The sequence below is a fragment of the Pseudactinotalea sp. HY158 genome (genome assembly GCF_009660225.1).
Taxonomy (GTDB): Bacteria; Actinomycetota; Actinomycetes; order Actinomycetales; family Beutenbergiaceae; genus HY158.
In genome coordinates this window covers 2,311,042-2,324,841 of record NZ_CP045920.1, presented here as the reverse complement: position 1 = coordinate 2,324,841, position 13,800 = coordinate 2,311,042, and the positions used below count along the sequence as shown (strand labels likewise).

The window sequence follows — 13,800 nt, the reverse complement described above, 5'->3', positions numbered from 1 at the left end:
GCACCGGCGGGGCGGAACTCCACTTGCACCGGCGGGGTGGAACCCGTAGCGTTTCCCGGAGTTACAGATATGTGATTCGAAGGGATGGTGCACGGGTGCATTGCCCATTCTGTCGACACCCCGACTCGCGAGTCGTCGATTCGCGAACCGCCGAGGACGGCTCCTCGATTCGGCGCAGGCGTCAATGCCCCAACTGCGGTCGGCGTTTCACCACGCTCGAGACGACGAGCCTGTCGGTGATGAAGCGCTCCGGCGCGGTCGAGCCGTTCAGTCGTGACAAGGTCATCGCCGGCGTGCGGAAGGCCTGCCAGGGCCGCCCGGTGAGCGAGGATCAGTTCGCGCTGCTCGCCCAGCAGGTGGAGGAGGCGGTGCGCAGCACGGGGGCCGCGGAGATCGACGCGCACGAGGTCGGCCTGACGATCCTCGGCCCGCTCCGGGATCTCGACGAGGTGGCCTACCTGCGCTTCGCCAGCGTCTACCAGGGCTTCAGCTCCCTCACGGACTTCGAGGACGCGATCTCCACGCTGCGACGAGAACGAGACGAGCCCGCGCCCGAGACCCCCTGATCGGCTCTCGCCGCAGCGCGGCGGTGACGCCCTCAGGCGTCGCTCGAGCGGGCCCAGATGTTGATGTCGCCGTCGCGCGCGAAGCGGTCGATGCGCTCGAGTTCGTCCGCCGTGAAGTCCAGGTTCGCCAGCGCACCGAGCGTGTCGCTCAGCTGCTCCACGCTCGAGGCGCCCACGAGGGCGGTGGTCACGCGCGGGTCGCGGAGCACCCAGGCGATCGCCATCTGCGCCAGGCTCTGGCCGCGCGCCTGAGCCACCTCGTGGAGTGAACGGATCGCCGTCAGATTCTGCTCGCTGAGATGCTCGGAGCGGAGCGAACCGTGCCGCGCGGCCCGAGAGCCCTCCGGGACTCCGTGCAGGTACTTTCCGGTGAGCAGTCCCTGTGCCAGCGGGGAGAACACGACCGAGCCCATGCCCGCCGACCCGAGCACGTCGAGGACGCTCTCGCCCGAGGTGTCGGGCTCCTCGATCCAGCGATTGAGCATCGAGTAGGACGGCTGGTGCACGAGCAGGTCGAGGCCGATGTCGGCACAGACGGCCAGGGCCTCGCGAGTGCGGGTCGCCGAGTACGAGGAGATCCCCGCGTACAGCGCCCGGCCCGAGTCGACCGCGGTCTTGAGGGCCCCCATCGTCTCCCGCAGCGGCGTGTTCGGATCGAATCGGTGACTGTAGAAGATGTCGACGTACGGCAGGCCGAGTCGGTCGAGGGAGGCGTCGAGCGAGGCGAGCAGGTACTTGCGGGAGCCCCATTGGCCGTAGGGCCCGGGCCACATGTCGTACCCGGCCTTCGTCGTGACGACGAGCTGGTCGCGCAGGCCGGCGAGGTCCGAGTGGAGCACTCGGGCGAAGTTGCGCTCGGCCGACCCCGGCGGCGGTCCGTAGTTGTTCGCCAGGTCGATCTGCGTGATCCCCTGGTCGATCGCGTGCAGGATGATGTCGCGCTGGCGCTGCAGCGGCGTGTTGTCGCCGAAGTTCTGCCACAGGCCCAGCGAGATCGCTGGGAGGTCCAAGCCGCTGCGTCCGGCGCGACGCATGGGCATCCGGTCATATCGATCAGCTGCGGGGGTGTACATGCCCCGACCCTATCGGCACCGATCGGGGGTGGGCCCCGAGTGATCCGGGCCGATCCGGTCCGATCCGGTCCCGGCCGACCCGGGCGCGGCCGGGCCGACGCGGGCCACGCCGTCAATAAGCTGGGCAGCCGCGACCGTCCTTGGCAAGCTGGGGGGAGTGGGTCAGCCGGACCCCGGTACAGACAGGTCACTAGGAGGCTCAGATGGCTGAGAACCAGGACGAATACGCCGACGCGAAGGCGAAGATGCGCGCAGCGCTCGAACGGAAGAAGGAGACCGAGCATGCGCGGGCCGACGGCCGCTCCAACACCGGGTCGATCCACGGCTCGGAGGTGACCGGCGCCGAGGGGAGGCGGATGTTCCGCCGCAAGTCCGGCTGAGCGCCACCTGCCGCAGACCAGCGGGGACGCCTGGCCACCCCCCGGGTGGTCGGGCGTCCCCGCTGTGTGTGTCCGCTCCGGGCGACTCAGGCGCCGGCGGGGGTGAGCACGCGCACCCGGATGGTGCCGTCGATCTGCTCCATGCCCGCCACGGCCTCGGCCGCGAGCCGGGAGGAGACGTCGGTCACCGCGTAGCCGAGGTGGCCCACGGTCCCGAGCACCTGGGACTCGATGTTCGCGCCCGCGGTCGAGAGCACCTGGTTGATGCCGGCCAGCACGCCGGGAACGTTGCGGTGCAGGTGCGTCACGCGCACGTTCGACCCCCGCGGGGTCTCGAGCACGAGCGCCGGCACGTTGACGGAGAGGTTCGTGGTGCCCAGCGTGAAGTAGTCGCGCAGCTTCGCCGAGACGAACTTGCCGATATCGGCCTGCGCCTCCTCGGTCGAGCCGCCCACGTGCGGGGTGAGGATGACGTTGGGCAGGTCGCGCAGCTCCGAGTCGAACGCGTCGCCCTGCACCTTCGGCTCGGTCGGGAAGACGTCGACCGCCGCGCCCGCGAGTCGGCCGGAGAGGATCTCCTCGCGCAGGTACGCGTAGTCCACGAGGAACCCGCGGGAGAGGTTGAGGAAGATCGAGCCGTCCTTCATCCCGCGGAACTGCGGCGGGCCGAACATCCCGGCATTGCCCGGGCGGCCGTCGACGTGGAGCGTGACCACGTCCGCCTCGGCGAGCAGGTCCTCCAGCGAGGTCATCCGCCGGGCGTTGCCCAGGGCGAGCTTCTCGGCCGTGTCGTAGAAGATGACGCGCATGCCGAGCGCCTCGGCCACGACGGACAGCTGGGTGCCGATGTTGCCGTAGCCCACGATGCCCAGGGTGCGCCCGCGCACCTCGTGCGAGCCCGTGGCGGACTTGTCCCAGACGCCGGCGTGCAGCGCCTTGTCCTTCTCGGTCAGGCGGCGGGTCAGCGCGATGATCTCCGAGAGCGCCAGCTCGACCACGGAGCGGGTGTTCGAGAACGGGGCGTTGAACGCGGCGACGCCGGCCTCGGCCGCGGCCTGCAGGTCGATCTGGTTCGTGCCGATGCAGAACGCGCCGACCGCGAGCAGGTCGGGCGACTCGGCGATCACGCGCGACGTCAGGTGCGTCTTCGACCGGATACCGAGGAGCTGCACCCCGGACAGTGCCGAGATGAGCTCGTCCTCGTCGAGCGCCCCCTTGGCGGTGGTCACCTCCACCCCGGCCTTTTCGAGGGATTCCCGCGCGAACGGATGGATGCTTTCGAGAAGGAGTGCCTTGACCACGTCGTCTATCATGACCCATCCCGCCGATCGGACCAAACGGATATCACGCAGTGGACGGCGCCCGCTCGCGCCCCGCCGGTCAGGCGAGCCCGGCCGGCAGCTCCTCGCTGTGGACGACGTCGAGGTGCCGGGTCGGCCGCGTCATCGCCACATACAGGTCGCCCGGCCCGTGCCCCTCCCGCTGGATCCGGGCCGGCTCCACCAGCACGACGTGATCGAATTCGAGGCCCTTCGCCTGCCCGGGAGTGAGCACCACCACAGGGTCGCGCAGGTCGCCGTCGAGACTCACACCGAGCGTCCGGGCCACGTCCGCCACGAGTGTGGCGGGCGCGATGACCGCGATCGCGCCGGTGTCCGCGGGGATCGCCGCGACCACCGCGGCCGTGGTGGCGGGGGCGTCGAGGGCGTGATGACGACGCAGCGCCCCCTCGACGTCTCGGGCGGAGGTGAGCGTGGCGGGGGGATGGGCGGGGTCGGCCGCCGCGGCCACCGCGTGGGCCGCCGCCATGATCGAGGCCGGGGTGCGGTAGTTGACGCTCAGCGTCTCGAGCCGCCAGCCGTCGCGCAGGCGGGAGTCGAGCGCCTCGCCCCAGCTGCGGGCACCGGCGGCGGTGGAGGTCTGGGCCACGTCGCCGACCACGGTCATCGACCGGGACGGATTGCGCCGCAGCACGGCACGCCAGGCCATCGCCGACAGCTCCTGCGCCTCGTCGATGACGACGTGCCCGTAGGTCCATTGCCGGTCTGCGCGGGCCCGGTCGGCGAGGGAGCCCACGGCGGCGCCCCCGTCGAATCGGTCGGCGAGCATCTCGGCGCTCACCATGCCGCCGCCGGCGCCCGAGGCGCTGAGCATCTCCTGCGCATAGGCCACCGCCTCCGCCCGCCGGGCGGCCTCCCGGCGCGAGTGTTCACGGTCGAGGGAGTCGTCGGCCCCGAGGAGCTCGGCCAGCTCGTCGAGGAGCGGCACGTCCGCGGGGGTCCACTCGGCCACTCGCCGCCCGGGCCGGGCACGCGATCGGCCGGCCAGGCGAGCCGGGCCCGGGTGCGCGCGCCGAGTTCGGGGGCGGCCTCGAGCAGCCGGTGCGGCTTCGTGTACAGATCCCGCAGGAGGGAGGCGGGGGTGAGCGGCATCCAGGCGAGGTTGAGTGCGACCCGCACGTCCCGCGCGGAGCGCACCTCCTCGGTCAGCTCCGCCCAGTCGGCCTCGCCCACCTCCTCGCCGAGGGCCTGCGCGTACTGCTGCGCGAGCGCGGTGAGCATGTGCCGCACGAACGTCACCCGGGCCTCGTTGTGGGGCTTGCCGGTGCGGCGTGCCTTCGCCTGCGCGGTGCGCAGGTCGGCCGGGCGCAGGGTGAGGGTCTCCCGGGCCACGCGCAGCGGCCGCTCCGAGAGCACCCGCTGCCGGGCCCGCACGGCGCGCGGCAGGATCCGGGCCCACACGCCCCGGCCCTTGATCGTGGCGATCTCGTCCGGCTCCGTGCCCGTGGCGGTCACGTCCGGGAGCAGGCCGGCGATCGTCATCGAGACGACCCCCGTCTCCCCGAGGGCGGGCAGCACCTGTTCGATATAGCGCAGGAACACCGGCGTCGGCCCGATCACGAGCACCCCGGAGCGTTCGAGCCGCTCGCGGTGGGCGTAGAGCAGGTAGGCCGCCCGGTGCAGGGCGACCGCGGTCTTCCCGGTGCCCGGTCCGCCCTGAACCACGAGCACGCCGGCCGAGTCGGAGCGGATGATCGCGTCCTGCTCCGCCTGGATCGTCGCCACGATGTCGCCCATCCGGCCGGTGCGGTGCTGGGCCAGGGCCGCCAGGAGGGCTCCCTGGCCGGCCACCTGCGAGGGGTCGGTCACGGCGTCGAGGTCGAGCACGTCGTCCTCGATCGAGACCACGGAGCGCAGCCGCGTCTGGATGTGTCGGCGCAGGACCACACCGCCGGGGTGGGCGGCGGTCGCCTGATAGAACGGCTCGGCCGCCGGCGCGCGCCAGTCGGTGAGCAGTTGGGAGTGCTCGGCGTCCGAGAGGCCGATCCGGCCCACGTAGCGCTCCTCGCCGTCGGTCAGGTCGAGCCGGCCGAACACGAGCCGCTCCTCGACGGATTCGAGCTGTGCCAGCCGGTCCTCGTAGAGGGTGGCGAAGGCGTCGCGTTCGCTCCGGTTCTGCGGCGAGCCGCTCGGGCCCTCGCGGCGCACGTGGGCGAGCCGGCCGCGGGTGTGGGCGCGCAGTTCGTCGAGCCGGAGGTAGACCTCGTCGAGGTGGAGCTGTTCGTCGGTCAGGGGGGTGGGCGTGGGTCGGGGATCAGCGGCAGCCGACACGATCACGGGTCCTTTACGCGCAGGGGAGGCCGGAATTCCGCCGCCAGGGGCGGACCGTCTATTATCCATCCGGCGGGCCGGGATCGAGCCCGGAAGTCCGCCAGCAGGCACGTGCGCGGGTGTGACGTGGCCCGCACCGGGCGGCGACGGGCGGGGAATGTCCCAGGCCGTCCACGTGTTGTGACCAGCGAGGTGATACCCGATATGAGCAACCCGCGCAACCCCCGTGATCTGTTCGTCCGCTCCGAGGAGCCGGCCGAGGCCGTCGCCGTGCTCGTGCACGCGTTCCAGGGCGCCTTCGACGCGGGCCAGGCGGGTCAGCAGGCCGCCGACCACCTGACCGCGACCCTCGGCGGCGAGCGCGTCGCCACGTTCCGTGTGGACGAGCTGCTCGACTACCGCTCTCGCCGCCCGGCGATGATGTTCGAGAACGGCGCCTTCACCGACTACGACCGGCCCGAGCTCGTGGTCGACCTGCTCCGTGACGACGAGGGTGAGCCGCTGCTTCTCCTGCACGGGCCCGAGCCCGACCTGCAGTGGGACTCCTTCGTCGACGCCGTCGAGGCGATCGTCGACGACTTCGGGGTGCGGCTGACCATCGGCATGCACGGCATCCCGATGGGGGTCCCGCACACGCGCCCGCTCACCGTGACGGCCCACGCGACCCGGCGCGACCTCATCGCCGATCACCCGAACTTCATCGGCTCGGTCCAGGTGCCCGCCTCGGTCTCCGCGCTGCTCGAGTACGAGTTGGGGCGCCGCGGCCGCGACGCGCTCGGGATCTCCGTCAACGTGCCCCACTACCTCGCCCAGACCGAGTTCCCGCAGGCGGCGGCCGAGCTCCTGCGGCAGGTCTCGCGCGCCGGCGACCTGTCGCTGCCCCTCGGCGACCTCGAGGCCGAGGGCGTGCGGGTGCTCGAGGAGATCGACCGCCAGGTGGGCGAATCGGCGGAGGTGAGCGGCGTCGTCCATGCGCTCGAACGCAACTACGACGAGCACGCCCAGCGGGCCGTCGCCGAGGGGCGCCACCCCCTGCCCGCGCCGGTCGACGTGCCCAGCGCCGACGACATCGCGGCCCAGGTCGAGGCCTTCCTCGCCGGCCACGAGTCCGAGACCGACTCCGGCGACGAGTTCGGGCCACAGGGGCCGGCGGCGGAGTGAGGTGGGCCGTTCGGCCCGGCATCCGGGTGTCCACCTGGTGGGCGGTTCGGTGTGCCGCCCGTCGCGATAGTGGCGATCACGCGGCGTCCATGCAAGACTGTCCCGCAGTTGCACCAGTTTCTCTTACGTAGCACCCGGGATAATCACCCAAAGCACGACGTGGGCGAGGCAATGCGGCACCGCGAGACGGACACACGGTCCGTCTCGACAGAAAGTCCCGGAAGGACACAGCAACATGGCACAGGGAACCGTCAAGTGGTTCAACGCTGAAAAGGGCTACGGCTTCATCGCCCAGGATGGTGGCGGGGACGACGTCTTCGTGCACTACTCGGCGATCGAGAGCGACGGCTACCGCTCGCTCGAGGAGGCTCAGCGCGTGGAGTTCGACATCACCCAGGGCCCCAAGGGCCCGCAGGCGGAGAGCGTTCGCGCCGTCTGATCCAGGCGTGAGGCGGGCCCGTGACCGGTTGGTCACGGGCCCGTCGTCGTTTCTCATGGACGACGAGTCCCCGGCTCCGGCGGTCCCGGCGGCTGCGGTGACGTCGGCGACTCCGGCGAACGTTCGCGACTCGGGCGACTCGGGGCCGAGGCGGCTCAGGGGGCGGGCGGGTCCTCGAACGGGCGGTGACCGGCGAGGAAGTCGAGCGCCTGCGGGCCGGTGACCAGGCGGGCCGCCACGGGCATGGAGCGCAGGAGCCGCGCCGCGGTGTCGGGGAGCGGGCGGTGGGAGCCGACGAGCACGACGTTGCCGTAACGGCGCCCGCGCAGGATGGCCGGCTCGGCGACGATCCCGACGTGGGCGAACACCGCGGCCAGCGTGGCGGCCTCCCGGCGCGCGACCGGCAGGGGTGGGCGGTCGGCGACGTTGGCCAGGTAGATTCCGTCCTCGGTCAGCCGGGCGGCGACCGCACGTGTGAACTCCACCGTGCGCAGGTGCTGGGGAACGACCCGATCGGCGAAGGCGTCGCGCAGGACGACCTCATAGCGCGCGGGGCCCGGGGAGTCGACCGCCGCGCGCGCATCGCCCACACGGATCCGCAGCCGTGGCGCCCGGGGCAGCTCGAACCATTCCCGCATGTACTGCGCGAGCAGGCCGTCGATCTCAACGGCGAGCTGCCGCGAGTCGGGCCATTCGGCCTCGATCGCGCGGGCCATGGCGCAACCGGCGGCCCCCAGGTGCAGCGCGCGCAGCCGCGGGGCGCCGCCCGGGCCCGCCGGCGGGAAGGCCGCGCGGATCACCGCCTGCATGTGCTGCATGTACTCGAAGGTGAGGTCGGCCGGGTCGAGCAGGTTGAGGTGCGAGCTCTCGACCCCGCCGAGGAGCACGGTCACCTGCGTGCGTTCGATGTCGTAGGCCAGTTCTACGGTGGTGCACGAGGTGGCCACGGGCCCCTCCGGCCAGCCGTCCGCTCCCTGGGGCGTGCGGCGGGCGCGGGCAGCCGAACCGGAGCGACGGGAGCGGGATGAGGACGACGACCGACGGGGCACGTGGGCAGCCTAGCCGCCGGGCCGATCGGGCCGATCGGGTGGCTCGGGCCGATCGGGTGGCTCGGGCCGATCGGGTGGCTCGGGCTGATCGGGTAGGTCGGGCCGGTGGGGCCGATCGCTCCGGAACCCTTGACTCGTTCAAACGGATGTTCGATACTGGTGTCGGGAGGGCATCATGACCATCGCAGCGCATCGGCAACTCACCCGGGCCCACGGCGAACTCGACGACGCCGCGCGGGCGCGGGCCGACACCGAGATCTTCCTCCACGCCCACATGGCCGCGCTGCGGGCGGCGGCCGCCGTGACGGCGGGCAGTTCTGCCACGGGACGGCGGCGCCTGCGCAGCGTGTGGGAGCAGCTGGCCGAGCGCGGCGGGCCGTGGGAGCCCTGGGCGGAGCGATTCGCGGCGGGAGCGCCCATCCGCGCGGGCATCGAGTCCGGGCAGCTCGACTCGCTCCCGCCGGGGCGGGCCGCCGCGGCCCTGGCCGCCGCCGGCGAGTTCGTCGCCGCCGTCGAGCGCGAGCTCGACGGCCGGGCGGCGACGCTCGTGCCGTGGACGATGGCCCCGAGTGCGGATCGGTTCGGGCGGGCCTTCGCCCGCGACGGCCACGGGGCGGCGAAGGCCTCGTGAGCCGCTCCCCCCGCGCCGCGGGCGTGCGCCGCGACTGGGGCGAGGACGACTCCTCCGCCCCGATCCTGCACGTCGACATGGACGCGTTCTTCGCTGCGGTCGAGCTGATCGACCGCCCCGAGTTGCGCGGGCTACCGGTCATCGTCGGCGGGGAACACCGGGGCGTCGTGCTCTCGGCCACGTACGAGGCGCGCGCCCTCGGGGTGCGGTCGGCGATGCCGATGCGCCGGGCCCGGATCCTCGCCCCCCGGGCGATCGTCATCCGCCCCGATCACGCCCGCTACCGGGAGGTCTCGCGGTCGGTCATGCAGATCCTCGGGGACATCACCCCCGTGATCGAACCGGTCTCGATCGACGAGGCCTTCCTCGACGTCTCCGGCGCGCGGCGGCGGATCGGCGGCCCCAGTCGGATCAGCCGGCTCATCCGGGCCCGCATCGCCGCGGAACTGCACGTCGTGGCCTCGGTCGGCATCGCCTCGACGAAGTTCGTGGCGAAGCTCGCCTCGCAGCACGCCAAGCCCGACGGGATGCTCCTCGTCCCGCACGAGGCCACGATCGACTTCCTCCACCAGCTCCCGGTCGGCGCGCTCTGGGGCGTGGGGGAGCGCACCGAGGCGGGCCTCGCCGGGGCGGGGATCACCACGGTCGCCGCGCTCGCCGAGACCCCGGTGGCGCGCCTCGCCGCCCTCGTCGGCGTCCGCGGCGCGGAGCGGCTCCACGACCTCTCGTGGGGAAGGGATCCGCGCCCGGTCGAACCCGTGCGCGCGGAGAAGTCCATCGGGCACGAGCAGACCTTCCCCACGGACCTGACCGACCTCGACGAGCTGAACGCCGCGCTCCTCGATCAGGCGCACCGCTGTGCCGCGAGGCTGCGAGCCGCCGAGGTGCTCGGAGGCACCGTCTCCATCAAGGTGCGCATGCACGACTTCACCACCCTGAGCCGTTCCCGCACGCTCGCGGCCCCCACCGACGTCGCGCACGAGCTGTACGGGGCGGCCAAGGCCCTGCTCGCGGGGATGAGCGGCCTGAGCCGGGGCGTGCGGCTCCTGGGGATCCGGTGCGAGTCGCTGCAGCCCGCGGCGACCGTCGCGATCCAAGCCGCATTCGACGATCCGGGTCCCGAACGGCGTGACGCCGAACGGGCGATGGACGAGGTGCGGGCGAGATTCGGGTCGGAGGCGATGCGAGTTGGCTCACTGGTCCGCGGTCCGGGTACCGAGAACGGCGAAGGGGAACTATCCTAGAGAAAAGCACCGATCCCCGATGCCGAGCGACCCGTCAGGAGCCGACATGCCACTCTCCGAGTACGAGCAGCGCGTGTTGGAGCAGCTGGAGCAGCAGCTCCGCTCCGATGACCCCCGCCTCGTCGAGGTCATCTCGCGGCAGGGGCCGCGTCGACCGCTGACTGTGGCGATCGGTGTCCTCATCGTACTCCTCGGCCTCGGCGGACTCATCGGAGGCGTCGCCTCGGGGCACATCTGGCTCGGTTCGCTCGGCTTCGTTGCGATGTTCGGCGGAGTCCTCCTCGCGATGCGGCGCAGTGGCCCTCCGAGCGATCCGCGCGGTCACTCCGGCCGGGGCGGGAGCCCGCGCGGAAACAAGCCGCACGGAGGCAAGGCGCCCACGTCCAAGCGCCCACTCCTCGATCGCCTCGACGACCGGTGGGAGAAGCGCCGCCGCGACCGCTGAGCCGCCCTTCGCTACCCGCCGAGCGCGGCGGCGAGTTGGTCGGCCCACCGCCACGCCTGCTCGGGAGTGGCCCGCGATCCGGCCGGGCCGTAGCGGTGGTCGTTCATCGCGACCGCGAGCGAGCGCAGCGCGGCGATCGCCGCTGCGCCGTCGGCGGTCTCGAGCTCGCCGAGTCGATCGGCCCCCAGCGCGGCCACCTGGAGCGGGGTGAGCGCGTCCACGTCGTCCAGCCCGGACCGGCCGAGCATGCGCAGCGCATGGTCCCAGGCGGCTGAGATCGACGTGGCCCGCCGCTCGCGATCCCGGCGGCGGGTGAGCACGATCCCGGCGGCGGCCGCCGCCGCGACGATCGCTGCCGCGAGCGCGAGCGTCCACCCGCGCGTGGAGCCGCCGGTATCCTCCCCGGCGATCGCCGCGGCGGCCGTGGTCGAGGTCGCGGTGGTCGGGTCCTCGCTCGCGGGCTCGGTGGACGCCGTGGTGCTCGGCGCCTCGGTGGGAGGCGCGTCGGCGGGGTCGGACGCCCAGGCCGGAGCCGTCGACGTGCGGTCGGAGGGGGTCGGCTCGAACCGGACCCAGCCGGCCTCCGGGAACCGCACCTGGGGCCAGGCGTGCGCGTCGTGGGCGCGCACGACCCCGCCCCCGCCCTCGTCGTCGCCGGGCAGGTAGCCCACGGCCATGCGGGCCTCGATCCCGAGGGTGCGCACCATGACGATCATCGCGGTGGCGAACTGCACGCAGTAGCCGCGGCCGTCGTTGAGGAAGTCCCAGACCGCGTCGTTCGTGTGTTCGGGCCCCACCGAGGTCGTGTACTGGAACGAGGGATCGTTGCGCAGGTAGTTCTGGATCGCGAGCACCTGTTCGTACGGGCTCGCGGCGCCGGCGGTCACCTCGGCCGCGCGGGCGGCGATCTCGTCCTCGAAGCCCGTGGCGGGCACGTCGAGGTACGTCGGGTTCCGGTCGAGGGTCGAGGGGTCGAGGCCGCGCCAGTAGTCGAGGGAGTCCGGCCGCTCGACGAGCGTGAGCGTGAGGCTCTGCCCGCCCTCGTCCTGGGCCATGAGCTCGTCCCGCTCGGGCAGGTAGGCCTGCGGCGTCTGCGCCACGCGCGGCATCTCCGGCAGTGGAAGCCGGCCGTCGGGGACCCCCGGGAGCGTGAACGTCACCTCCTCGTTCGCGGCCGAAGGATCGGGAGCGGTCGGCCACAGCCGGGTCGTGAGCACGATGTGCTCCTCGGCCGTGGACCGGGCCCGCCACTGGCGCCCGGTGAAGTCGCTCAGGGTATGGGTGTGGAGCGCTCCGAGCTCGCCCGGGCTCACGCCGGTGTAGGTGAACACCGGGGAGTTCGGTCCGCGGATGAGATCGTCGCGCAGGTCGAGGCCCAGGTCGAGCCGCTGCCCCGACCCCGCCGCGGCGATGTCGGTGTACGTGCGCGGCACGTCCAGTGCGGCCACCCGGGGCACGACGGCGACGGCGAGCGCGAGCGCGACGGCGGCGCAGGCGAGCGTCGTGGCCGTGGCCGTGACCGAGCCGCGCGCCCGTTCCGGTCGTGCCTGCGCGGCGAGCACGAGCAGGAAGGCGCCGATCGTCACCGCGATCGCCGCGCCCGCGACCTGGCCGTTCCACAGCAGCGCGGGGGTCCACAGCGCGAGCAGCGGCAGGCCCGCGAGGGCGGGTGCCCGGCAGCCGACCGCGAAGGCCTCGGCCAGCAGGAAGGCGACGAGGGCCCCGGCGGCCACGACGAGCCCGAGGCCCGCCTCCGCCTCGACGGGGGCCGCCTGGGAGGAGATCGCCTCGAGCCCCGCCCGCACGCGAGCCGCCACCGCCGTGAGCGCCGTGGGGGAGGGGAGCACGAGCCAGCGCTCCTGCGGGTTCTCCATCGCGATGACGGCGAGCGAGCCGGTCGCCGCCGCGAGGAGGCTCGGCACGCCGAAGGGCCGGATCCGCGGCCGGGCGAGCGCGAGCGTCAGTCCCGCGACCGCGAGGCCCGCGACCGTGATCGACCACCACGCCGCGGGATCGATGAGAGGGCGCAGCACGGTGGTCGGGGCGAGCACGGCGGCCACGAGCGCCGCCCACGTGACCACGTCGGCCGCCGCGGGCGCACGGGAGTCGGCCCGGGCACTCATATGATCCGCACCCCCCAGCCGGCCCGCTCGAACCGCGCGACCCAGGTCCCGGGCCGGGGCAGGTGGGCAAGGCCCGGGTGGCTCGCCCAGTCGAGCAGTGCGCCGATGGTCGCGGGGTCCTCCTCGCCCAGGACCACGAGCGCCGTGCCCACGAGCGCGCCCCGCGGCGGCTCCACGGGGCCGGGCGGTGGGCCCGGAAGCAGCGCGAGGTCGGTCAGCGCGTCCGCCAGGACCGGCACCGGCCGGCCGGTGAGCCGGCCCGAGGGATCGGGAGTCCACAGGGTCACCGCCCAGCCCTCCCCGTGGACCGAGGCGAGCAGGGAGGCGGCGACGTCGACCAGCCGGTCGAGGCCCTCCGCATCCGCGGCCCGGCCGGGAACGAGGACCACGTGGAAGAGCTCGGCCTCGGACGGGTCCTCCTGGCGAACGAGCAGCGTGGAGTGCCGGGCGGTCGCCTTCCAGTGCACGCGCTCGAGCGGATCGCCGGGCCGGTATTCGCGCAGCGTCGCGTCGTCCACGTCGCCGACCGGATGCCCGGCGGGCCGCGTGGCCACGCTCAGCTCGCCCCAGGGCGTGTCCACCTCGATCGCATCCGTCCGGGGCCACACGACCTCGAGGGTGCTCGGCCGGGTCACCCGGCGCCACCGCGTCAGGGCGAACGGGTCGGATCCGGTGAGCAGCACCGGGCCGAGCCGCAGCCGTCCGCGCCGGCGGGCCTCGATCGTCGCCGAGACGGCGCCGCCGGTGCGGCGGGCACCCTCGGGGATCCGATCGCTCAGCTGCGACCACGGGGGAATCGGGCCCTGGACGGACAGGTCCATCGCGGCGGGCCTGCCGACCTGCAATCGAGCGGGCCGCAGCACCCGGACGACGCGGACGCGCCGATCCAGCGGGGCCCGCACGAGGCCGTACCCGAGGCCGGTGAGCACGAGGCACACGAGCGCCACCCCGAACCACATGAGCTCGGGGCGCCGGGTCGTCGCCCCTGCCCCGGCCAGGGCGAGCCCGACGAGGAGCAGGCCGACCCCGCGCGCCGTCGGCAGCGGCGGCCGGGGACGGGTCGACTGTCGAGGCACGC

The 13,800-nt window shown here is 73.3% G+C and carries 14 protein-coding genes; 7 read left to right on the top strand and 7 right to left on the bottom strand.

Going from position 1 to position 13,800, the window contains the following annotated elements; all coding sequences use genetic code 11:
• Nucleotides 1-95 precede the first annotated feature (95 nt).
• Nucleotides 96-566 (top strand): transcriptional regulator NrdR, encoded by a 471-nt coding sequence (gene nrdR, locus GCE65_RS10260; protein WP_153878323.1) that lies wholly within the window; start codon nt 96-98, stop codon nt 564-566.
• Between the two features lie 32 nt (nt 567-598).
• On the opposite strand, the gene mgrA is transcribed toward nrdR, so the two are convergent.
• Nucleotides 599-1,639 (bottom strand): L-glyceraldehyde 3-phosphate reductase, encoded by a 1,041-nt coding sequence (mgrA, locus tag GCE65_RS10255; protein WP_152818342.1) that lies wholly within the window; start codon nt 1,637-1,639, stop codon nt 599-601.
• A 203-nt stretch (nt 1,640-1,842) separates the two neighbouring features.
• Between mgrA and GCE65_RS16275 the strand changes: the two genes are divergently transcribed.
• A complete protein-coding gene (locus GCE65_RS16275; RefSeq protein ID WP_194164960.1) occupies nt 1,843-2,019 on the top strand; it encodes a DUF5302 domain-containing protein in 177 nt (58 codons plus the stop codon).
• A gap of 86 nt (nt 2,020-2,105) precedes the next feature.
• On the opposite strand, the gene serA is transcribed toward GCE65_RS16275, so the two are convergent.
• From serA to GCE65_RS10245, 3 genes are all read right to left on the bottom strand, one after another.
• Nucleotides 2,106-3,332, bottom strand: coding sequence for a phosphoglycerate dehydrogenase (serA, locus tag GCE65_RS10250; RefSeq protein WP_228759893.1), 1,227 nt, complete (start codon nt 3,330-3,332; stop codon nt 2,106-2,108).
• A 67-nt stretch (nt 3,333-3,399) separates the two neighbouring features.
• Nucleotides 3,400-4,173, bottom strand: coding sequence for a hypothetical protein (locus tag GCE65_RS17100; protein ID WP_370460105.1), 774 nt, complete (start codon nt 4,171-4,173; stop codon nt 3,400-3,402).
• Complete coding sequence (locus GCE65_RS10245) at nt 4,137-5,630, bottom strand: hypothetical protein (protein WP_370460104.1); 1,494 nt, start codon at nt 5,628-5,630, stop codon at nt 4,137-4,139. The genes GCE65_RS17100 and GCE65_RS10245 overlap by 37 nt, the downstream gene beginning before the upstream one ends.
• Before the next feature lie 204 nt (nt 5,631-5,834).
• Between GCE65_RS10245 and GCE65_RS10240 the strand changes: the two genes are divergently transcribed.
• Together GCE65_RS10240 and GCE65_RS10235 are read left to right on the top strand one after the other, a co-directional pair.
• Nucleotides 5,835-6,791 carry a proteasome assembly chaperone family protein gene (locus GCE65_RS10240; protein ID WP_152818339.1) on the top strand — a complete coding sequence of 319 codons (957 nt, stop codon included), beginning with the start codon at nt 5,835-5,837 and terminating at the stop codon, nt 6,789-6,791.
• 235 nt (nt 6,792-7,026) lie between these two features.
• Nucleotides 7,027-7,230: a cold-shock protein gene (locus GCE65_RS10235; protein WP_152818338.1), complete on the top strand. Its 204-nt coding sequence runs from the start codon at nt 7,027-7,029 to the stop codon at nt 7,228-7,230.
• A gap of 155 nt (nt 7,231-7,385) precedes the next feature.
• On the opposite strand, the gene GCE65_RS10230 is transcribed toward GCE65_RS10235, so the two are convergent.
• Nucleotides 7,386-8,177 carry a spermidine synthase gene (locus GCE65_RS10230; protein ID WP_153878322.1) on the bottom strand — a complete coding sequence of 264 codons (792 nt, stop codon included), beginning with the start codon at nt 8,175-8,177 and terminating at the stop codon, nt 7,386-7,388.
• Between the two features lie 277 nt (nt 8,178-8,454).
• Here GCE65_RS10230 and GCE65_RS10225 point away from each other — a divergent pair, with 277 nt between their 5' ends.
• From GCE65_RS10225 to GCE65_RS10215, 3 genes are read left to right on the top strand one after another with little or no spacing between them, the layout of a single operon-like run.
• Nucleotides 8,455-8,910: an SAV_6107 family HEPN domain-containing protein gene (locus GCE65_RS10225; protein WP_152818336.1), complete on the top strand. Its 456-nt coding sequence runs from the start codon at nt 8,455-8,457 to the stop codon at nt 8,908-8,910.
• Nucleotides 8,907-10,154 carry a DNA polymerase IV gene (gene dinB, locus GCE65_RS10220; RefSeq protein ID WP_153878321.1) on the top strand — a complete coding sequence of 416 codons (1,248 nt, stop codon included), beginning with the start codon at nt 8,907-8,909 and terminating at the stop codon, nt 10,152-10,154. The genes GCE65_RS10225 and dinB overlap by 4 nt, the downstream gene beginning before the upstream one ends.
• Nucleotides 10,155-10,200: 46 nt before the next feature.
• A complete protein-coding gene (locus GCE65_RS10215) occupies nt 10,201-10,599 on the top strand; it encodes a DUF3040 domain-containing protein (RefSeq protein ID WP_194164959.1) in 399 nt (132 codons plus the stop codon).
• 11 nt (nt 10,600-10,610) lie between these two features.
• On the opposite strand, the gene GCE65_RS10210 is transcribed toward GCE65_RS10215, so the two are convergent.
• Both GCE65_RS10210 and GCE65_RS10205 read right to left on the bottom strand, forming a co-directional pair.
• Nucleotides 10,611-12,722 (bottom strand): transglutaminase domain-containing protein, encoded by a 2,112-nt coding sequence (locus tag GCE65_RS10210; RefSeq protein WP_153878320.1) that lies wholly within the window; start codon nt 12,720-12,722, stop codon nt 10,611-10,613.
• Complete coding sequence (locus GCE65_RS10205; RefSeq protein WP_153878319.1) at nt 12,719-13,798, bottom strand: DUF58 domain-containing protein; 1,080 nt, start codon at nt 13,796-13,798, stop codon at nt 12,719-12,721. Before GCE65_RS10205 ends, GCE65_RS10210 begins: the two co-directional genes overlap by 4 nt.
• Nucleotides 13,799-13,800 lie beyond the last annotated feature (2 nt).